At 63.0% G+C, this 19,186-nt stretch carries 20 protein-coding genes; 14 read left to right on the top strand and 6 right to left on the bottom strand.

All coding sequences use genetic code 11. The features are described 5' to 3' along the window. Positions 1-152 precede the first annotated feature (152 nt). The 11 genes from ACNQ62_RS07790 to ACNQ62_RS07740 all read left to right on the top strand — a co-directional run bounded on the left by ACNQ62_RS07790 (position 153) and on the right by ACNQ62_RS07740 (position 10,139). On the top strand, positions 153-1,034 hold the full coding sequence (locus ACNQ62_RS07790) for a hypothetical protein (protein WP_304949998.1): 882 nt from the start codon (positions 153-155) through the stop codon (positions 1,032-1,034). Beyond that, positions 1,031-1,972: an adenosylcobinamide-phosphate synthase CbiB gene (gene cbiB, locus ACNQ62_RS07785; RefSeq protein WP_418094560.1), complete on the top strand. Its 942-nt coding sequence runs from the start codon at positions 1,031-1,033 to the stop codon at positions 1,970-1,972. The genes ACNQ62_RS07790 and cbiB overlap by 4 nt, the downstream gene beginning before the upstream one ends. 12 nt (positions 1,973-1,984) lie before the next feature. Next, entirely contained in the window at positions 1,985-2,962 is a 978-nt protein-coding gene (gene cobD / locus ACNQ62_RS07780; protein ID WP_418094559.1) for a threonine-phosphate decarboxylase CobD, read from the top strand. Then, positions 2,959-3,813 (top strand): ABC transporter substrate-binding protein, encoded by an 855-nt coding sequence (locus ACNQ62_RS07775; protein WP_418094558.1) that lies wholly within the window; start codon positions 2,959-2,961, stop codon positions 3,811-3,813. Before cobD ends, ACNQ62_RS07775 begins: the two co-directional genes overlap by 4 nt. Positions 3,814-3,816: 3 nt before the next feature. Continuing rightward, positions 3,817-4,440, top strand: a complete 624-nt coding sequence (gene cobO / locus ACNQ62_RS07770) for a cob(I)yrinic acid a,c-diamide adenosyltransferase (protein ID WP_037943712.1) — start codon at positions 3,817-3,819, stop codon at positions 4,438-4,440. Between the two features lie 54 nt (positions 4,441-4,494). After that, on the top strand, positions 4,495-5,031 hold the full coding sequence (gene cobU, locus ACNQ62_RS07765; protein WP_418094557.1) for a bifunctional adenosylcobinamide kinase/adenosylcobinamide-phosphate guanylyltransferase: 537 nt from the start codon (positions 4,495-4,497) through the stop codon (positions 5,029-5,031). A 50-nt stretch (positions 5,032-5,081) separates the two neighbouring features. Further along, positions 5,082-6,107 (top strand): nicotinate-nucleotide--dimethylbenzimidazole phosphoribosyltransferase, encoded by a 1,026-nt coding sequence (gene cobT, locus ACNQ62_RS07760; protein ID WP_289081951.1) that lies wholly within the window; start codon positions 5,082-5,084, stop codon positions 6,105-6,107. Continuing rightward, on the top strand, positions 6,107-6,859 hold the full coding sequence (locus ACNQ62_RS07755) for an adenosylcobinamide-GDP ribazoletransferase (protein WP_037943715.1): 753 nt from the start codon (positions 6,107-6,109) through the stop codon (positions 6,857-6,859). Before cobT ends, ACNQ62_RS07755 begins: the two co-directional genes overlap by 1 nt. A 57-nt stretch (positions 6,860-6,916) precedes the next feature. Next, positions 6,917-8,344 (top strand): DUF6880 family protein, encoded by a 1,428-nt coding sequence (locus ACNQ62_RS07750; protein WP_418094556.1) that lies wholly within the window; start codon positions 6,917-6,919, stop codon positions 8,342-8,344. Positions 8,345-8,411: 67 nt separating this feature from the next. Continuing rightward, positions 8,412-8,885 carry a CreA family protein gene (locus ACNQ62_RS07745; RefSeq protein WP_418094555.1) on the top strand — a complete coding sequence of 158 codons (474 nt, stop codon included), beginning with the start codon at positions 8,412-8,414 and terminating at the stop codon, positions 8,883-8,885. A 93-nt stretch (positions 8,886-8,978) separates the two neighbouring features. Further along, positions 8,979-10,139, top strand: coding sequence for a lytic murein transglycosylase (locus ACNQ62_RS07740; protein WP_418094554.1), 1,161 nt, complete (start codon positions 8,979-8,981; stop codon positions 10,137-10,139). Between the two features lie 28 nt (positions 10,140-10,167). Here the strand turns inward: ACNQ62_RS07740 and ACNQ62_RS07735 are convergent, their stop codons facing one another. After that, positions 10,168-11,049 (bottom strand): hydrogen peroxide-inducible genes activator, encoded by an 882-nt coding sequence (locus ACNQ62_RS07735; protein ID WP_009826441.1) that lies wholly within the window; start codon positions 11,047-11,049, stop codon positions 10,168-10,170. A 164-nt stretch (positions 11,050-11,213) separates the two neighbouring features. Between ACNQ62_RS07735 and katG the strand changes: the two genes are divergently transcribed. Beyond that, positions 11,214-13,430 (top strand): catalase/peroxidase HPI, encoded by a 2,217-nt coding sequence (gene katG / locus ACNQ62_RS07730; protein ID WP_418094553.1) that lies wholly within the window; start codon positions 11,214-11,216, stop codon positions 13,428-13,430. A gap of 80 nt (positions 13,431-13,510) precedes the next feature. On the opposite strand, the gene ACNQ62_RS07725 is transcribed toward katG, so the two are convergent. The 5 genes from ACNQ62_RS07725 to pcaC form a co-directional block, all read right to left on the bottom strand. Continuing rightward, complete coding sequence (locus tag ACNQ62_RS07725) at positions 13,511-14,527, bottom strand: glycosyltransferase family 2 protein (RefSeq protein WP_418094552.1); 1,017 nt, start codon at positions 14,525-14,527, stop codon at positions 13,511-13,513. 133 nt (positions 14,528-14,660) lie between these two features. Continuing rightward, positions 14,661-15,497, bottom strand: a complete 837-nt coding sequence (locus ACNQ62_RS07720; protein WP_418094551.1) for a 3-keto-5-aminohexanoate cleavage protein — start codon at positions 15,495-15,497, stop codon at positions 14,661-14,663. After that, entirely contained in the window at positions 15,490-16,095 is a 606-nt protein-coding gene (gene pcaG / locus ACNQ62_RS07715) for a protocatechuate 3,4-dioxygenase subunit alpha (RefSeq protein WP_317937843.1), read from the bottom strand. The genes ACNQ62_RS07720 and pcaG overlap by 8 nt, the downstream gene beginning before the upstream one ends. Beyond that, positions 16,095-16,826 (bottom strand): protocatechuate 3,4-dioxygenase subunit beta, encoded by a 732-nt coding sequence (gene pcaH / locus ACNQ62_RS07710; RefSeq protein WP_418094550.1) that lies wholly within the window; start codon positions 16,824-16,826, stop codon positions 16,095-16,097. The genes pcaG and pcaH overlap by 1 nt, the downstream gene beginning before the upstream one ends. After that, positions 16,823-17,203, bottom strand: a complete 381-nt coding sequence (gene pcaC / locus ACNQ62_RS07705) for a 4-carboxymuconolactone decarboxylase (protein ID WP_037954272.1) — start codon at positions 17,201-17,203, stop codon at positions 16,823-16,825. The genes pcaH and pcaC overlap by 4 nt, the downstream gene beginning before the upstream one ends. A 234-nt stretch (positions 17,204-17,437) precedes the next feature. Here pcaC and ACNQ62_RS07700 point away from each other — a divergent pair, with 234 nt between their 5' ends. Then, on the top strand, positions 17,438-18,550 hold the full coding sequence (locus ACNQ62_RS07700; RefSeq protein ID WP_418094707.1) for an S-(hydroxymethyl)glutathione dehydrogenase/class III alcohol dehydrogenase: 1,113 nt from the start codon (positions 17,438-17,440) through the stop codon (positions 18,548-18,550). Between the two features lie 176 nt (positions 18,551-18,726). Further along, a complete protein-coding gene (locus ACNQ62_RS07695) occupies positions 18,727-19,185 on the top strand; it encodes a (2Fe-2S)-binding protein (RefSeq protein ID WP_005852225.1) in 459 nt (152 codons plus the stop codon). Position 19,186: the final 1 nt, after the last annotated feature.

Below are 19,186 nucleotides of genomic sequence, written 5' to 3'. Positions count from 1 at the left end.
GCGACAATGCGCAGGTACAATCCCCCTGCCTTCCAGAATAGCGCCCTATACTTTCGAGAGCGTCCCACCCAGAATCGGTAGGCGGCGCGATGCGGAAAAGCCTTTAATCCATAGGCCCTTGCTCTGTTGCCGTTTGCCCGCGGATGGTGAATATGTCGGCACCAATTCTCTCGCGCCGCACGAAAGCCAGTATTTTGCAGACAATTTTCGACAAATCAGGGGCGTCTGCAGAAACTCCACCTGTTTTCGGACACTTCGGTGAATGGGTGCAGGGGCGGCTGGGGCCGGAGGGCCCTGTGGTTCTGGTCACGATGCTGTGCCGTGCACATGGGGTGAGGGCGCAGTTTGCCCGCGGGGGGGCATTGGGCCTGACGCAGGGTGAACCCGCAGCGGTGAGTCTCGCGCAGCTTCGACACCTGCTAGAGGCCGCAGGGGAAAATGGGGGCAGTTTTACCTTGTCTGGTAACCTTCCTGTCGGGGTCGGGGCAGGTGCATCCACTGCGGCGCTGGTGGCTTTGGCGCGGGCTGCGGGCATTGCCGAGGACCGTTTGCCGTCGCTGTGCTTGGCGGTGGAAGGGGCCACCGATCCGTTAATGTTACCGCATCCGGACCGCGTGATCTGGGCCTCGCGGTTGGCGCAAAGCAAGGGGGCGCTGGGCGCGCCGCCACGGGCTGACATCATCGGCGGCTACTTTGGCGAGCCGATCCGGACCGATGCGGCGGATAGCGGTTTTGCGGATATTGCCGACCTGTTGCCAGCCTGGGAAAGCGCCGTGGCGCAGGGTGATTTGCCTCAGGTGGCGCGATTGGCGCGCATCAGCGCAGACCGCACCACCGCGTTGCGCGGCCCTCTGAACGACCCGAGCACGATACTGGCGCAGCGGCTCGGTGCTTTGGGCTATGCGCGCGCACACACAGGGTCCGCGCGCGCGTTCATCTTTGCGCCGGGCACTGCCCCGGATGATGCTGAACAGCTGTTGGCCGACCACGGGCTGACCGGTGCGATGCGATTTACAACCGGAGGGGACGCATGATCGGCGCGGCGGGCATCCTGCTGGGGTTTGTGATCGAGGCGGCTTTGTCCTGGCCTGCGCCGCTTTATGCGAAAATCGGTCATCCGGTGTCCTGGATCGGCCGCGCCATTCGCACGATCGAGGCGCAGTTGAATAGCGCCGATACATCGCCCGCACGGTTGCGCCTGTTGGGCGGTGTTGGGGTCTGCCTCGTGCTTGCGCTTGCGGTCTTGCCTGCGATTGTGGTTGCCGCGGTGCTACCCTCTGGCTGGGCGGGCTACGTTGTCGGCGGGCTGCTGGCGTGGCCCTTTCTGGCACCGCGGTCGCTGTTCGACCACGTTCAGGCCGTCGCTACGCCTTTGATACAGGGAGATATTGCAGGGGCACGCTATGCCGTATCGATGATCATCGGGCGCGATCCTGATCAGCTGGACGCTGCCGCGATTGCCCGTGCTTCTATCGAAAGCCTGGCCGAGAATGCCTCGGACGGGGTGGTGGCTCCGGTGTTTTGGGGCGTGCTGCTGGGGCTGCCGGGGCTGGTGGCCTATAAGGCAATCAACACGATGGATTCGATGATCGGGCACCGGTCCGCGCGCTACCGTCACTACGGGATGGTGGCTGCGCGGCTCGACGATCTGGTCAATCTGATCCCGGCGCGGGCAACGGGGCTGCTGTTCGTGATCGTCTCGGGCCAGCCACGGCGCGCCGCCGCCGTGATGCTGCGCGATGCGCGTCACCACCGGTCCCCCAATGCCGGTTGGCCCGAAGGGGCGATGGCCGGTGCGCTGAACGTGCGCCTGTCCGGCCCGCGTGTGTACGGCGCAGAGATCGCGGATGAACCCTGGCTCAATGCCGAAGGGACCGAGGCCGATGCAGCCACCCTGCGACGGGCGCTGACGCTTTACCTTCGCGCCATGTTCGTATTAGCAGTCGTGTTGGCGCTGGTGGCGCTGATCTGACAGGGGCAAGCGATGCGGGACCACGGCGGCAATCTGGATGGGGCGATCAAGGCGTTCGGCGGCGACCGCACCGATTGGATCGATCTGTCCACGGGGATCAACACGGTGCCCTATCCGGTGGGGCCGATCTCGCCAGAGGCATGGACCCGTCTGCCCGAACGCAGTGCCCTTGGCGCGCTGGAAGACGCCGCGCGGCGGGCCTATGACGCAAGCTGTGCTGTTGTGCCTGTGTCAGGGGCGCAGGCGGCGATCCAACTGGTGCCGCGCCTGATCGCGCCCGGGCAAGCCGCGATCCTGTCGCCCACCTATAATGAACATGCCGCCGCACTACGGGCCGAAGGCTGGCAGATCACCGAGGCCACGGATCTTGCCGCGCTTGAAGGGTATGCCCTTGCCGTGGTGGTCAACCCGAACAACCCCGACGGGCAGCGCCACGCCCCTGACACCTTGCGCGCGCTTGCCGAAACGGTCGAGCTGTTGATCGTGGATGAAAGCTTTGCCGACCCTGATCCAGAGGTGTCGCTGGTCCACGGCGGGGCCGAACTGCCGAAAAATATCCTTGTGATGCGGTCCTTTGGCAAGTTCTACGGGCTGGCGGGGCTGCGCTTGGGTTTTGTGCTGGCGGCAGAGCCTTTGGCCGAAAGGCTGCGCGCGATGACGGGGCCATGGCCCGTTTCCGGCATAGCGATAGAGGTCGCCTTGCGCGCGCTGAACGACACGAATTGGGCGGCGCAGACCACCGCGCGCCTGCAAGGAGAGGCGGCGCAATTGGATGCGATGGCGGCGCGGGCAGGGTGGGGGCTGGTAGGCGGCACCCCGCTGTTTCGCACCTACGCGACGCCGGAAGCCACGGCTGCGCAAAACGCCTTGGCCGCACATCACATCTGGTCGCGGATCTTCCCCTATTCCGACAGCTGGATCCGTCTGGGCCTGCCCGGTCCGGCCGGTGATTGGGCCCGGTTGGAGACCGCGTTGAAAGACGGCGCGTGATCCGGCGGATCACTTTGACGGCGCGGCGGGTGCTGCTGGGGCTGGTGGCCGCCCTGATAGCCGTCACGTCAGCCAGCGCCGCAGACCTGCCCCGTGTGGTGTCGATGAACCTGTGCACGGACCAGATGGTGCTGCTACTGGCGGATTCTGATCAAATCACCTCTCTCAGCCGATTGGCGCGCGATCCGCGATCGTCGTCGTTGGCGCAGGAAGCCTCGGCACATCCGCAGAACGCGGGCGGTGCTGAAGAAATATACCTTTCCGCGCCGGATCTGGTGTTGGCGGGGCAATACTCCGACAAAGCGACCCTCGCGATGCTGCGCCACCTCGGCTTGCGGGTAGAGCAGATGCCGATCACCAAGGCGCTTGACGATATTCCCGCGCAGATCCGGTGGATGGGCGACCTCTTGCAACAGCCCGCGCGGGCAGAGGCGATGGCCCGCGACGTCGAACAGACATTGGCCGCACAGCCCGCATTGGCCCCCGATGCCCCTGTTGCGGCGTTCTATTACCCGAACGGCTATTCGCTGGGGGTGGATACTTTGGGGCACGACATCGTGACCACCGGCGGACTGCGCAACCTCTCGCAGAAACTCGGACGCCGGACCAGCGGGCGTCTGGCGCTGGAAGAACTGGTGATGAACGCCCCCGATGTTCTGGTCACCACGACACCCTATCCCGGAGGTTCCCGATCCGAAGAGATCATGCTACATCCTGCGCTCGCACAATACGCCAAGACCGGAAGAATGGTGTATAGCTCGCCCGATTGGGTCTGCGGCACGCCGTTGGCGCTGCGGGCGGTGCAAGACGTACGCAGGGCAGGCAACCAGATACGCCACGAGGAGAGATAACAGATGACCGACAGCACCCCAGACCAGAACAAGCGCCACGCCGAAAAGATGGCGAAGGTCCAGACGGCCCGCGCCAAGATGATGGCGGAAAAGACCGTGACCAAGGGGTTGATCATCGTCCACACCGGGACCGGCAAGGGTAAAAGCAGCTCTGCCTTCGGGATGATCATGCGCTGCATCGGGCACGGGTTCCCCTGCGCGCTGGTGCAGTTCATCAAGGGCGCACGGGTGTCGGCGGACCGTCAACTGCTTGAGGACCGCTTTAGCGACATCTGTCAGGTCTATGTGATGGGCGAGGGCTTTACCTGGGACACGCAAGACCGCGAACGCGACATCGCCGCCGCCGGACGCGCATGGGAAAAAGCCAAAGAGCTGATCCGCGACCCCAACAACCGCATGGTGCTGCTCGACGAGCTCAACATCGCGCTGCGCTATGGCTATATCGACGTGCAGGATGTGGTCGATTTCCTGCAGGCCGAGAAGCCGCATATGACCCATGTGGTGATCACCGGCCGCAACGCGCCCGACGCCTTGATCGAGATTGCGGATCTGGTGACCGAGATGAAGGAAATCAAACATCCTTTCCGCAAACAGGGTATCGCCGCACAGGCCGGTGTGGAATTCTGATCGCCACCGGGGCAGGGCATTCGCCCGCGCCCCGCTTGGCAAAGGGCGGATATCATGGACAAGATCACGCTGGTCACCGGCGGAGCAAAATCGGGCAAGAGCCTTTTTGCCGAAAACCACCTACGCGCCTACGGGCTGCCGCTGGTCTATATTGCCACCAGCCAGGCCTTCGACCCCGAGATGGAGGACCGCATCGCCGCACATAGGGTGCAACGCGGTGACGGTTGGGACACGGTGGAGGAGCCCCTTGATCTACGCGGCGCGCTGATGCGCACCGATGGGGCGGGCGCGCGGCTGGTCGATTGCATGACGCTGTGGCTGTCCAACGTGATGCATGCCGAACGCGACTGGCAGGCGGAGCTTGAAAAAGTGCTGGACAGCTTGCGCACACAGTCCTCTCCGGTGGTGCTGGTCACGAATGAGGTGGGCGGGGGCATCGTGCCGATGTCCGCGCTGGCACGGCGCTACCGCGATGCCTCGGGCCTGATGAACCAGCGCATTGCAGCGGTGGCGGGGCATGTCGTGTTGGTCAGCTGTGGTCTGCCCCTGACGCTGAAGGGCAGTGCGTCGGCTCCGGCCTCGCTTGCCTGACCCATGATCCCGACATACGATAGATTTCCAAACGAAAGAGACCCCTTTGCATGGCGCATGTGACTTTTCCCCTGACTTCCCTGTCCGACCTTGACGCGCTGACCCGCGATTTGCCTCAGGTTGATGCCGTCGCTCAAGACGCCGCGCGCGACCGGCAGAATGCGCTGACCAAACCGCCCGGATCACTGGGCCGGCTGGAGGAGCTGGCGGTGTTCATGGCGGGGTGGCAGCAACAGGCGATGCCGCAGATCGACATGGCGCAGGCCCTCGTCTTTGCCGGTAACCACGGGATCTGCGCGCAGGGGGTGAACCCTTTCCCGCAAGAGGTGACTGCCCAGATGGTGCAGAACTTCAAGGCGGGGGGCGCTGCGATCAACCAGCTGTGCCGCACCAACGACGCGCAGCTGTCGGTGATTGACCTGGACCTTGACCGCCCCACTGCCGATTTCACACAAGGCCCCGCGATGAGCGAGGCGGATTGTGTCGCGGCCCTCAACGCGGGGGCGGCGGCGCTGCATCCGGCGGCCAGTGTCTTGATCCTGGGCGAAATGGGGATTGGTAATTCGACGGTCGCGGCAGCGCTGACGGCGGCGGTCTTTGGTGGGGCTGTGCAAGATTGGGTCGGGCGCGGCACCGGTTCGGACGACGAAGGTCTGCGCCGCAAGGTCGACGCCATCACCCGCGGACTTGCCCGCCACGCCGCTACCCCGCAGGATGGGGCGTCTATCCTGATGACCTTGGGCGGGCGCGAGCAGGCGGCGATCTGCGGCGCGGTGCTGGCCGCACGGCAACGGCGTATTCCGGTGATCCTTGACGGGTTCATCTGCACCGCCTCTGTCGCACCGCTTTTCGCGCTGGCCCCTGCGGCGCTGGACCATTGTCTGATCGGGCACCTGAGCGTCGAGCCCGGGCATAAACGTCTGCTGGATGCGATCGGCAAGACGGCCGTGCTTGATTTCGACATGCGGTTGGGCGAAGGATCGGGCGCCGCGCTGGCGCTTGGTATCCTGCGCTCGGCGCTGGCGTGCCACAGCGGCATGGCGACCTTTGCCGAAGCCGGCGTGGCGGACGGCTGATGCTGCGCGCCCGGGTGGCAGAGGCGCGGCTGGCGATGCTGCTGCTGACCCGTATCCCCGTGGGATATCTGCGCGATCCGATCCCGGCGACAGGAGCCTCGGCCTGGGGCTGGCCTTTGGCGGGGGCGGTCGCGATGCTGCCTGCCGGTCTGATCTACTGGGTGCTGCACGCGGCGGGCTTTGGCCCGACGGTTGCGTCCCTTGGTCTGATCTTTGCCACGACACTGCTGACCGGCGCGATGCACGAAGACGGGCTGGCCGATATGGCCGACGGGTTCGGCGGCGGGCAGACCCGCGCGCGCAAGCTCGAGATTATGCGCGACAGCCGCATTGGCAGCTACGGGGTGATGGCCCTGATCCTGACGGTGGCGCTGCAGGTGGCGCTGATCGCACGGCTGGATCATCCTGCACTGGTCGTGCCTGCCGCGCTTGGTCTGTCGATGGCCAGCCGCGCGATGCTGCCGTTCTGGCTGGCGCGGATGCCTGCCGCGCGGGCCGACGGGCTGGGGCACGGCGCGGCGCAGGTGCCGGCGACTTGCGTCTATATCGCGGTCGCCTTTGGCTTGATTGGGCTGCTGCCCTTGGGCTTTGGCGCGGCGGCGGTGATCTTTGCGGGGGTCGTCGTGGCCACCGCGCTGGTGGCCGCGCTGGCGCTGCGGCAAATCGGCGGGCAGACCGGCGACGTGATCGGCGCGATGCAGAAACTGGCCGAACTGGCGGGCTGGGGCGTCACCGTCTATCTCTTTGCCTGACGCGTCCGAGCCGCGCGCCCCCTTTGACCGGCCGCAAATCCGATGTAGCAAGGGCCCATGTCGAAAAAGACCCTGAACACCGCAAATCTTGCCGCCCTAGGGGCGGAGCGGCTGGCCGAACTGTTGATCGAGGTCAGCACCGGCAGCGCCGATATGAAACGTCGTCTGCGGCTTGAGTTGAGCCACAACCTCGGCCCCGCTGAACTCGCGCGCGATGTGCGCAAGCGGCTGGTCACGATCCGGCGGGCCAAAAGCTATGTCGGGTGGCGCAAGCGGACGGCGCTGATCAAAGACCTGCGCACCCAATCCGCGATGATCATCGACAAGATCGCGCCAGACGCCCCCGCCGACGCCTTCGACCTGCTGTGGGAGTTTCTAGCGCTCGCCCCTTCGGTCATGGATCGGGTGGACGACAGCAAGGGGGATGTGGGGGCCGTCTTTGCTGACGCGCTTGCTGAGATCGGCCAGATTGCCGCCCGCGCCCCGCTGGACCCGATCGCGCTGGCGGAACGCACGTGGGAGGCGGTGCAGGGGAATACCGACGGCGCTTTTGACGGGATTATCACGCGCATGGCCCCGTCCTTGGGCGACAGCGGGCTCGCACATCTGAAGGAGCTGATCCAGACCTTCGAGGCCGCGCCACTGGACGCGACAGAGGATCACCCCGCCTTGCAATTCCTGCGCGAACTGCGCGGGCGCAATGCAAACTACGCCGCGCAACGCAAGAAACGCTTTGTCCAGATGCACCTGCGCGAGGTGGCCTTGGCGCAGGGCGATACGGAGACCTACATCTCGCTGTTTTCACCCACCGATCTGGCGCGCGCCATTGTCGCGGTCGAGGTGGCGGCGCTCTGGTCGGCTGCTGGCAATCACGATGCCGCGCGTGAGGTGCTTGAGGGCGCGCGCCCCAAGGGGAAAGAGGCGGGGCGGCAGGCATGGGACGCGGCCTATATCCACGCGCTGATCGCATCGGGGCGCGAGGACGAGGCGCAAGCCCACCGCTGGCGCTGTTTTACCGAAACGCTCGACCCAGAGATGCTGCGGGCGCACCTCAAACAGCTACCGGATTTCGATGACCTTGAAGTAGAGGAGGCCGCCAAGGCCCATGCGGCCACGTTCAAGGATCTCAACGCGGCGATCGCCTTTTTCCTCGCGTGGCCCGACCTGCGCGGGCTTGCAGCGATGATCGAAGCGCGCGCCGAGACGTTGAATGGCACCCATGTCGCCCCACTCTGTGATGCCGCCGATGCGCTGCGGGCGCGCCATCCTCTGGCGGCAGCGCTGTGTTGGCGCGCCATGATCGAAGCCGCGCTGTGGGAAAGCGCCAAGTCGCGGTACGCGCAGGCGGCAGATCACCTGATGGACTGCGCCGCCGCGGATATCGAGATCGAGGATTACGGAGCTTTCGAAAGCCACGACGCCTTTGTCCGGCGCCTGCGCAAACGCTATGCCCATAAGGCGGGGTTCTGGACGCGGGTCACCTGATCTGCGCGTGCTGGGGCTTTTCTTGCCACGACGCGGGAACCAACAGGCACGCCGCGCGTATGGATGCATGAGTATTTTCAAACGCGCCGCCTTCGCCCCCATTGCCGCCCTTGGCTTTGCCCTTCCTCTTGCAGCTACCGCTGATGTGGTGGGCAATGTCGATGTGGACTGGCTGGGCAATGACATCGTGGTAGAGGCGGTCCAAGACCCCGAGGTCAAGGGGGTCACCTGCCATCTGGCCTATTTTGAACGCGGTCTGATCGACCGGCTGCAAAAGGGTAATTGGTTCGAGGACCCGTCGAATTCCTCCATCTCTTGCCGCCAGACCGGCCCGATCGAGATTGGGGACATCTCGCGCGATGAAGAGGGCGAGACGGTGTTCAGCGAGCGCCGCTCCGTGATCTTCAAGACGCTGAAGGTCAAACGGATTTTCGACGAAGAAAACAACACCTTGGTCTATATCAGCCACGCGCGCGATGTGCAGAACGGATCTGCCAAAATGTCGATGTCGACTGTGCCGCTCTTTGTGCCGACCAAATAGGCAAAGCTTTGCCAAGGCGTATCATCCGCTTTGCCCGCCCCCGTGCTTCGGCTATTCTATGCCGAAGTCATAACAAACAAGGGCGCGGGCAGTATGAGCATTTCTCGAAGAAGTTTCACCGTCGGATTGGCAGCATTGGGCCTTGCGGCCTGTAGCACCGGCAACAGGGCAGGCAGCTTTGCGCCGCGCAGCGATGCGGGGCTGGCACCGGACCTGCAACCCCAACCGAACGCGGGCTATGACGCGTGGGTTTCGGCGTTCAAGTCACGCGCTGCGGCGCAGGGCATTTCCGACAGCACGCTGCGTCGCGGCTTTGCGGGGGCGGGCTATCTGCCGGGGGTCGTCAAACGGGACCGTAACCAGACGGAATTCAGCCGCTCGCTTGAAGATTACCTTGCCATTGCGGCATCGGACGAGCGTGTCACCAAGGGGCGCGCAGCATTCGCGCGCCACCAAGGCGTGCTGCGCCAGATAGAGGCGCGCTACGGCGTGCCTGCCGAAGTCGTCACCGCCGTGTGGGGGCTGGAAAGCTTTTACGGGGAACGGCGCGGGAATGTGCCGGTCGTGTCGGCGACATCGACGCTGGCCTATGACGGTCGTCGCGGGGCCTTTTTCGAGAAACAACTGATCGCGGCGCTGCGTATCCTTGAGCGCGGCGATGTCTCGACTGCCGGTCTGACCGGAAGCTGGGCCGGTGCCATGGGCCACACGCAGTTCATCCCCACATCCTATCAATCCTTCGCGGTAGATTTCACCGGCGACGGCAAACGCGACATCTGGTCTGACGACCCGTCGGATTCACTTGCTTCCACCGCCGCCTATCTGGCGAAGTCGGGCTGGAAGTCCGGCCAGAAATGGGGCGCAGAGATGGGCACCGCGGCGGCAAGCTCTGCCACGCCGGTGCAGATCCTCCAGCCGGATGCGGGCGGGCCGCGCTTTGCGATCTTTAACAACTTCAAGGCGATCAAGCGCTATAACAACTCGGACAATTACGCGATTGGCGTCGGGCATCTATCGGATCGTATCGTAGGGGGCGGGCCTATTCAGGCCAGCTTTGGCCCCGATAAATACGGGCTGACCATTGATGACCGCAAGGCGTTGCAAGAACGGCTGACCGCCCGCGGTTTTGACACAGACGGCACCGATGGTGTGATTGGCCCGAACAGCCGCAAGGCGATCACCGCCTATCAGCAAAGCCAGGGGCTGCCCGCAACCGGTGACCCGTCGCGCGAGCTGCTGGCGCGGTTGGGCTGATACCGCGATGAAAGGATAATCCGCCCGCTTAGCTCGGGCGGATCAGGTCGGCGATTTCGGACAGTTTGCTGGCCAGCGGGCTGGTCTTGCGCCAGATCATCCCCACACGGCGCGTCGGTTCGGGCGCGGGAAAGGCGTTGACCGCCACCTGCGCCGACCGCGTTTCCACGGCGACGGCCATCTCGGGGATCAGCGTCACGCCAATGCCCGCGCCGACCATCTGCACCAGCGTGGACAGGGAGCTCGCATCCAGCCCCTCGCGCGCGGTTTCCGACTGCATATCGCAAAACGACAGCGCCTGATCGCGAAAGCAATGCCCTTCCTCAAGCAGCAGTAACTTCATCTCGTTCAGATGTGCGCTGCTGGGGATCGGCTTGCCGCGATCAGCCTCGGGGCGCACCAGCATGAATTTCTCGTCAAACAGGGTGACTTCGGTGAGCGAGGGTTCTGACACGGGCAGGGCGACGATGGCGGTGTCGATCCGCCCCTCGGTCAGCTCGGTGATCAGCCGCGGGGTCATGGTTTCGCGCACGTGGATATCCAGCGCGGGGTTCATCCGGGTCAGCTTGGTGATGATCGAGGGCAGCAGATAGGGGCCGATGGTGGGAATGATGCCGATTCTCAGCCGGCCCATCAGCCCGTCCTTGGAGGCGCGCGCCATATCCTGAAGCTCGTCCACCCCCTGCAGGATCGCCCGCGCGCGCGGCGCGAAATCGACGCCAAAGCTGGTCAACGTGATATTCCGCCCGCCGCGATCAAAGAGAGGCGTTTGCAAGTTCTGCTCCAACTCCTTGATTTGCACGGATAAGGCGGGCTGCGAGATCGCGCAGGCCTCGGCGGCGTGGCCAAAGTGACGGTGATGGGCAACGGCCTCGAAGTAGCGAAGCTGTTTAAGGGTGATGTTGGTCATAGTTAATTATTATCAAACTGATAGGAAATGCCAACTTAAACTAATCAATAACTGCTGTTAGAACAATTCCAGAAAGACGGGGCAGACCGTATCGCGCCCCCGACATCCATCCCCCGTGACGCGGTGCAAAACCGCGCACCAGACAGATAATATCGGAGACCACCATGGACGGAAATGACGTCGAAAACATCAGCAAATGCCCGGTCGTCGGCAGCCACGGCCGCAACTCAAAGCGCGGTGCGCGGTCGTTGAACGAATGGTGGCCGAACCAGCTGAACCTCAAGCTGCTGCACCAGAACACCATCGATTCGAACCCGCTTGGGCCAGACTTTGACTATGCCGAAGAGTTCGAGAAGCTCGACGTTGACGCGGTCAAGGCTGACCTGCATGCGCTGATGACGGATTCGCAAGACTGGTGGCCCGCGGACTACGGTCACTATGGCCCGTTTTTCATTCGTATGGCATGGCACGCGGCAGGCACCTACCGGACGGCGGATGGCCGTGGCGGGTCCAGCACGGGCACGCAGCGTTTCGCGCCGCTCAACAGCTGGCCGGATAACGCCAACCTCGACAAGGCGCGCCGCCTGCTGTGGCCGATCAAGCAAAAATACGGCAACCAGATTTCTTGGGGTGACCTGATCATCCTGTGCGGCAATATCGCGCTGGAATCGATGGGGCTGAAAACATTCGGTTTCGCCGGTGGCCGCGTGGACCGTTGGGAACCCGAAGAGGATGTCTATTGGGGCCCCGAAGACGAATGGCTGGGCAACAAACGCTACAGCCAGGAACGCGCGTTGGAAGACCCGCTGGCCGCTGTGCAGATGGGCCTGATCTATGTGAACCCCGAAGGGCCGGACGGCAAACCCGATCTGCAAGGCTCTGCCAATGACATCCGCGACACCTTTGGCCGGATGGCAATGAACGACTATGAAACCGTCGCGCTGATCGCGGGTGGTCACACCTTTGGTAAGGCGCATGGTGCCGTGGGCGGCGAGAATGCCGGCCCCGATCCCGAAGCCTCGCCATTGGAAGCACAGGGCTTCGGCTGGACCAACAAGCACGAGACCGGCCACGGCATCCACGCCCTGACCAGCGGGCTTGAAGGCGCATGGTCGCAAACTCCGACAAGCTGGGACATGACTTACTTCGACAACCTGCTGGGGCTCGAATGGGAAATGACCAAAAGCCCTGCCGGTGCCGTACAGTGGACCCCAAAGAACGGCGACGCCGCAGGCACCGTGCCGGATGCGCATGATCCGTCCAAACGTCACGCGCCTATCATGTTCACCTCCGACCTCGCGCTGCGCGAAGACCCCGAGTATTTTAAAATCTCGACGCGTTTTCACGAAAACCCCGAGGAATTTGCCGACGCATTTGCCCGTGCATGGTTCAAGCTGACCCACCGCGACATGGGACCGATTGCCCGCTATCTCGGCAAGGACGTTCCCAGCGAAGAGCTGATCTGGCAGGACCCGATCCCCGCCGTGACGCATACGCTGGTCGATGACGCAGATGTGGCATCGCTGAAAGCCAAAGTGCTGGAGTCGGGGCTGAGCGTTCAGGAACTGGTGGCCACCGCTTGGGGCTCTGCCGCGACCTTCCGCGGGTCCGACAAGCGCGGCGGTGCAAATGGCGCGCGCATCCGTCTGGCACCGCAGAAAGACTGGCCAGTGAACGAACCCGATCAGTTGGCCAAAGTGCTTGGCGTGCTGGAAACGATCCGCGCAGACTTCAACAACGCGCAGTCGGGGGATAAAGAAATCTCTGTCGCTGACCTGATCGTGCTGGCCGGTGCCGCCGGGATCGAGAAAGCCGCCAAGGACGCGGGCCATGACGTGACCGTGCCCTTCGCACCGGGCCGCGGCGATGCCTCGCTTGAACAGACCGAGGTTGACTCGGTTGCCTATCTTGAACCCGTCACCGACGGTTTCCGCAACTTTGCCAAGACCCGCTATTCGGTCACCACGGCAGAGCTGCTGGTCGACCGCGCCCAGCTTCTGACGCTGACCGCGCCAGAGATGACGGTTCTGGTCGGGGGGATGCGTGCACTGGACGTGAACGTGGGCCGCGCCAAACACGGCGTGTTCACCGATGCGCCCGGCACGCTGAACAACGACTTCTTCACCACGCTGCTGGATATGGGCACCGTGTGGTCGAAGGCGGAAGAGACCGCGACGGACGACATCTATGAAGGCCGCGACCGCGCCACGGGTGAGCTGAAGCACACCGGGACCGCTGTTGATCTGCTTTTCGGGTCGAACTCGCAGCTGCGCGCGATTGCAGAGGTCTACGCAGGTGATGTCGCGAAAGACAAATTCGTGACCGACTTCATCGCCGCCTGGACCAAGGTGATGAACCTCGACCGTTTTGACCTCGCCTAAGGGTAGGTAACGAGTGCCAAGGGCGCGGCCGGTATCCGGTCGCGCCCTTTTTTATGTCGTGGTGTCAGATGTAACGGGGCTTATCTGCCCGCGTGGCGCAGCAGATGGGCCTGTGCCTGCTTTGCCGTGGGTGGGGTGCTGCCGCCCAGCAACAGCAGATGCCAGTAGAATTGCACCTCGGCCGGATCGGTCATCAATGCGGCAAAGCTGTCATGGTGCCACTGCACCACCTGCGCGTGCGCATTGGCGACACCGGGTAGGGCGCGCAGGCGGGTGACCTCTGCCATTGTTGCGTCCAGCATCGGGTCAATCATCGTGTCAGTCACGGTGTTGAAATTACGCTCCGCCCAGTAATGCAGATCCAGCCGCTTTGTCGTCCGGTTGGGAAGACCGCGCCCGCGTTTGACCATAAACTCGCCCGCCGAGCGCAGGGAATAGTGGTTCAGCCGCGCCCGCGCTTGGGTCTGCATCACGCCGAACAAGTTGATCCGGTTGTCAGTTTCGGCAAAGCCCCCGGGGGCGCCCTGAACACCGCCGAGATTCCACAGCGGGCTGACATCGCGCTTTTTCTTGGGCCGATGCACGCCGAGCTTCTGAAAGGCAGCGGGCCGGTGCAGGGTCTTGAAGAAGCTTCCCGCAGGCAGAAAGAACGGATCAGGGGCCGCATGACGAAACCGCAGCGGGGTGAGATTATCTTGCAACGCCTCTTGCCCGTCCGCGCCGAAAAACCGCCAAGGCAGGGCAATCGCGTCGGTATCCGCGGGGACAGAGGCGATCAGATCGGGCAGCCTGCGCATCGGTGCTGCGAGGGTTAGAAACTCATCCGCGTCAAAAAACAGCGCCCAATCGGCCTGTTTCATCAGGTCATGGCGGTCGGCCAGACGCATGGCCTGCCATTGCACCGATGTGTCGCCCTCCGGGGTGAAGGGCACATGGGTCACATCATCCAGCAGGTCCAGCAGGGCCGGCGTGCCATCGGTGCAATCATGGGTAAAGATCAGAAAATCCGTCACCCCCGCCGCGCGGTGATGCGCGATCCATTCAAGGCAATAGGGCCCTTCGTTGCGCATGCAGGTTACGGCAAGGATACGTGTCACGGGCGGGCGGTCCCTTGGGTCAGGATATCAAAGGTTGGGCAAATGACTCTCATGCGGGTCAGGGCAAGTCAATCTTTGCCACAGGCGATGCCGCGCCGGCTTGAGACTTTATGTAAGCACGAGGCGACAGCGGTTATCCTGCGACGCTGCGCAGCCCCAGAATGTCGCGCGCCTGCTGCCAGGTCGCCACGGGGCGTTCGTATTTCTCGCATAGATCCGCCGCGCGTTTGATCAGCGCCGCGTTGGATGGGGCGAGCGTGTTACGGTCCAGACGCACGTTGTCTTCCAGGCCGGCCCGCGTGTGACCGCCCGCCGCAATCGCCCATTCGTTTACGACGATCTGGTTCGGCCCGATCCCTGCGGCACACCACGCGGCCTCAGGCGCGCGGGCCTTCAACTGCGCGACGTAAAAGTCAAAAACCTCTTTATCCGTGGGCATGGCGTTTTTCACCCCCATGACGAATTGCACATAAAGCCGCCCGAACAGCTTGCCGTCCTTGTGATGCTGGATCGCCTGCAGGATGTGGCTCAGATCGAAGGCTTCGATCTCGGGCACAACCTCATGGGCGCGCATTTCGGACGCCAGCCAATCCACCAGATCCGGCGGGTTCTCGTAGACGCGGGTGGGGAAATTGTTCGACCCCACCGACAGCGAGGCCATATCAGGCCGCAGTGACAGCATGCCGCCGCGCGCCTTGCCCGCACCTGACCGCCCGCCGGTCGAGAACTGGATGATCATCCCGGGGCAGTGTTTCTCCAGCCCCTCTTTCAACCGCGCGAATTTCTCTGGGTCAGAGGAGGGCGTCTCGTCGTCATTGCGCACATGGGCGTGGCAGATGCTTGCCCCGGCTTCAAAGGCTTCGTGGGTGCTTTCAATCTGCTCGGTGATCGTGACGGGCACGGCGGGGTTGGCGGCTTTGGTCGGTACGCTGCCGGTGATGGCAACGCAAAGAATGCATGGATCAGACATCTAGGAATACTGTTTCTTTCTCGCCCTGAAGGTAAATATCAAACCGATAGACGCCATCGGCTTCTTTCTCCGCGATCAGGGTCGCAACGCGGTTTTGATGTTCAATACGGGTCAGCAGCGGGTCGGCGCTGTTATCGGCATCGGGGAAATACATACGTGTATTCAAACCGATATTGATCCCGCGCGCGACGATCCACAAGCTGATATGCGGGGCCATCATACGCCCGTCGGGAAAGGGCACGGCACCGGGGCGGATGGTGTCGAACTGCCATTCGCCGGTGTCATAATCGCCCGCCTGGCGGCCCCATCCGGTAAAGTTCGGATCGGCGGCCCCACGGGGGTCATTGCCCGGATACAGCCCCGCCGCATCGGCCTGCCAGATCTCGACCAGCGCGTCTTTCAGCGGCGTACCGGTGCCGTCATAGATCGTGCCCTTCACCGTGATCCGTTCACCTTTGGTCTCGGCATTGACCATACGCGCGCCCAGATCCTCGGGGTAGACGCCAGTGATGTCGCAAAAATTCGGCACGCAGCCGATATGCACATAGGGCCCTGCGGTCTGCGACGGGCTTTCTTTCAACTGGGTCAGCTCTTGCATCAGTTCCCCTCCATCCGGTTTTCAAACATGGTGGACCGGTGCCCCCTGAGCACGATGTCGAATTTATAGGCCCGCGCATCCATAGGCACGGTATTGTCCATGTCCAACGGCGCGATCAACTGCTCTACCGCGGCGCGCGACGGGATCGTCTGCACGATGGGGCATTTCCAGATCAGCGGATCGCCCTCAAAATACATCTGCGTGATCAAGCGCTGCGCAAAACCCTGTCCGAAAACGGAAAAATGGATATGCGCAGGGCGCCAGTCATTCACCCCATTGGGCCAGGGGTAGGCACCCGGTTTGACTGTGCGCAGGCTATAGCCGCCGTTCGCATCGGTCACCGTGCGGCCACACCCACCAAAATTGGGGTCGAGCGGGGCAAGATAGCCCTCTTTCTTGTGGCGATAGCGTCCGCCCGCATTGGCTTGCCAGAATTCAAGCAACACACCAGGCACACCGCGCCCGTTCTGGTCGAGCACACGACCATGCACGATGATCCGCTGGCCAATCGCCATTTCGCCCTCGGCGGCGTAGTTGAGGATCAGGTCATTATCCAACGCCCCCAGCATATTGTGGCCAAAGACCGGGCCGGTCTGCTCACTCAGCGTGGTATTCATCGAGATCAGCCCCTTTTGCGGCGACCGCACCACCGATGTCTTATAGGCCGGTGCCAGCGCGGGCGGGTGCCAGCTGCGGTCACGGTGAAAGAACGCTCCGTTCTGATCGGTCATTCGGCGGCTTCCATTTCCTGAAAGGTCTGTTTGGCGAGTTTAAGCGCATGGTTCGCCTTTGGCACCCCCGCATAAATGGCAACATGCTGGAACGCCTCGATCACATCGGATTTGCTGGCGCCGGTATTGGCGGTGGCGCGGATATGCATGGGGATTTCCTCGAAATTGCCGGTCGCCGCCAGCAGTGCCAAGGTCAGCATCGACCGTTCGCGGCGGCTGATCTTGTCGCTGGCCCAGACGGTGCCCCAGGCGCTTTCGGTGATCAGACTTTGGAACGGCGCGTCCAGCTCGGTCTTGGCGGCTTCAGCGCGGTCCACATGGGCATCGCCCAAAACGGCGCGGCGGGTGGTCATACCGATCTCGGTTCGGTCGGCCATGTTCTTCTCCTCGGTCACGGTGGGTGTTCATTGTCGCGCTACCGATTGGACAGGAAAAACACGCGGCGCGCAAACGCATATCCGCCCTTCCAAATGGATGGAAATCCCGGGGGAGGGGCCGCAATGCGGTGCCGGGGGCAGCGCCCCCTTATGCCTGTCCGGCATCCCCCTGACCTTGACATCGCAGCGCTTTTTCGTCCTTTTGGCCGAAACAGCAAAAGGACGCTTCTTATGATGAAAACACGCGCCGCCGTCGCCGTTGCCGCAGGGCAACCGCTTGAAGTGATGGACGTAAATCTCGAAGGCCCCAAGCGGGGTGAAGTCCTGATCGAAATCAAGGCCACCGGCCTGTGCCACACCGATGAATTCACCCGTTCGGGCGACGACCCCGAAGGGATTTTCCCGGCCATTCTGGGCCACGAGGGCGCAGGCGTCGTGCTTGAGGTCGGCGAGGGCGTCACCACGCTCGAGGTCGGCGATCATGTGATCCCGCTTTACACGCCCGAATGCCGCGAGTGTGAATATTGCCTGTCGGGTAAAACCAACCTCTGCCAGGCGATCCGCGTGACCCAAGGCCAAGGGCTGCTGCCCGATGGCACCACGCGGTTCTCGATGATGGATGGCACGCCGATCCACCACTACATGGGCTGTTCGACCTTCGCCAATCACACGGTCATCCCTGAGATCGCCCTTGCCAAGGTCCGCAAGGACGCGCCCTTTGACAAGATCTGCTATATCGGCTGCGGTGTGACCACGGGCATCGGCGCGGTGATCAACACCGCCAAGGTAGAGATCGGCGCGCGCTGCGTGGTCTTTGGCCTGGGCGGCATCGGGCTGAACGTCATTCAGGGCCTGCGCATGGCGGGGGCCGACCAGATCGTCGGCGTCGATCTGAACGACGAAAAGGAAGAGACAGGCCGCTACTTCGGCATGACCGACTTTGTGAACCCCACCAAGGTCGAGGGCGATATGGTCGCGCATCTGGTCGAGCTGACCAAGGGCGGCGCGGATTACACCTTTGATGCCACAGGCAATACCAAGGTCATGCGGCAGGCGCTTGAAGCCGCGCATAAGGGCTGGGGGGAGTCGATCATAATCGGCGTCGCACCGGCGGGGGCCGAAATCTCGACACGTCCGTTCCAGCTGGTCACGGGCCGCGTCTGGAAAGGCACGGCATTCGGCGGGGCCAAGGGCCGCACCGATGTGCCCAAGATCGTGGATTGGTACATGAACGGCAAGATCGAGATCGACCCGATGATCACCCACAAGCTGACGCTGGATCAGATCAACGAAGGGTTCGAATTGATGCACAAAGGTGAATCCATTCGCGCCGTCGTTGAATTCTAGGCGCGCATTCGTAAAACTTGCGACAAACGCCGTCCTCACGGGGGCGGCGTTTTATGTTTTCTGAACCCCCTCGTGACACGATGTTTTGACGTGAGGGCACGAAGGGATGCGGGACAGATTGGGTTTACCACCCCGATCCCGCTGGTATTTATAGAGTGAACGTCGGGAGACAAGGCATGAAACTTACAGTAAATGGCGTGACCCATGATGTGGACGTCGAGGAAGACATGCCCATGCTCTGGGTCTTGCGCGACGTTCTGGGGATCACCGGCCCGAAATACGGCTGCGGGATCGCGCAATGCGGGGCCTGCACCGTGCATATGGACGGGATCGCGGTCCGGTCGTGCCAGTTGGCCGCGGGCGATGTCGAGGGCGAGATTACCACCATCGAAGGATTGGGCTCTCCGGCGGTGCGCCATGCGGTGCAGGAGGCCTGGATCGACCTGCAGGTCGCGCAATGCGGCTACTGCCAATCGGGGCAGATCATGCAGGCCGCCTCTTTTCTCGAGCTGAACCCGACCCCTACGGATGACCAGATTGACGCCGCGATGAGCGGGAACCTCTGTCGTTGCGGCACCTATCCCCGTATTCGCGAGGCGGTGAAATCCGCCGCGATCAAGCTGAAGGCGGTGTGAT

The organism is Sulfitobacter sp. SBS6 (assembly GCF_048285585.1).
Taxonomy (GTDB): Bacteria; Pseudomonadota; Alphaproteobacteria; order Rhodobacterales; family Rhodobacteraceae; genus Sulfitobacter; species Sulfitobacter pontiacus.
Note: the sequence above shows the minus strand (reverse complement) of the source record. Positions and strands in the feature narration are given on the sequence as shown.

Excerpts from the sequence above, each read along its gene's own strand:
- ACNQ62_RS07790 (WP_304949998.1), top strand. The coding sequence starts at position 153 with ATGTCGGCACCAATTCTCTCGCGCCGCACGAAAGCCAGTATTTTGCAG.
- cbiB (WP_418094560.1), top strand. The coding sequence starts at position 1,031 with ATGATCGGCGCGGCGGGCATCCTGCTGGGGTTTGTGATCGAGGCGGCT.
- cobD (WP_418094559.1), top strand. The coding sequence starts at position 1,985 with ATGCGGGACCACGGCGGCAATCTGGATGGGGCGATCAAGGCGTTCGGC.
- cobO (WP_037943712.1), top strand. The coding sequence starts at position 3,817 with ATGACCGACAGCACCCCAGACCAGAACAAGCGCCACGCCGAAAAGATG.
- cobU (WP_418094557.1), top strand. The coding sequence starts at position 4,495 with ATGGACAAGATCACGCTGGTCACCGGCGGAGCAAAATCGGGCAAGAGC.
- cobT (WP_289081951.1), top strand. The coding sequence starts at position 5,082 with ATGGCGCATGTGACTTTTCCCCTGACTTCCCTGTCCGACCTTGACGCG.
- ACNQ62_RS07755 (WP_037943715.1), top strand. The coding sequence starts at position 6,107 with ATGCTGCGCGCCCGGGTGGCAGAGGCGCGGCTGGCGATGCTGCTGCTG.
- ACNQ62_RS07750 (WP_418094556.1), top strand. The coding sequence starts at position 6,917 with ATGTCGAAAAAGACCCTGAACACCGCAAATCTTGCCGCCCTAGGGGCG.
- ACNQ62_RS07745 (WP_418094555.1), top strand. The coding sequence starts at position 8,412 with ATGAGTATTTTCAAACGCGCCGCCTTCGCCCCCATTGCCGCCCTTGGC.
- ACNQ62_RS07740 (WP_418094554.1), top strand. The coding sequence starts at position 8,979 with ATGAGCATTTCTCGAAGAAGTTTCACCGTCGGATTGGCAGCATTGGGC.
- ACNQ62_RS07735 (WP_009826441.1), bottom strand. The coding sequence starts at position 11,049 with ATGACCAACATCACCCTTAAACAGCTTCGCTACTTCGAGGCCGTTGCC.
- katG (WP_418094553.1), top strand. The coding sequence starts at position 11,214 with ATGGACGGAAATGACGTCGAAAACATCAGCAAATGCCCGGTCGTCGGC.
- ACNQ62_RS07720 (WP_418094551.1), bottom strand. The coding sequence starts at position 15,497 with ATGTCTGATCCATGCATTCTTTGCGTTGCCATCACCGGCAGCGTACCG.
- pcaG (WP_317937843.1), bottom strand. The coding sequence starts at position 16,095 with ATGCAAGAGCTGACCCAGTTGAAAGAAAGCCCGTCGCAGACCGCAGGG.
- pcaH (WP_418094550.1), bottom strand. The coding sequence starts at position 16,826 with ATGACCGATCAGAACGGAGCGTTCTTTCACCGTGACCGCAGCTGGCAC.
- pcaC (WP_037954272.1), bottom strand. The coding sequence starts at position 17,203 with ATGGCCGACCGAACCGAGATCGGTATGACCACCCGCCGCGCCGTTTTG.
- ACNQ62_RS07700 (WP_418094707.1), top strand. The coding sequence starts at position 17,438 with ATGAAAACACGCGCCGCCGTCGCCGTTGCCGCAGGGCAACCGCTTGAA.
- ACNQ62_RS07695 (WP_005852225.1), top strand. The coding sequence starts at position 18,727 with ATGAAACTTACAGTAAATGGCGTGACCCATGATGTGGACGTCGAGGAA.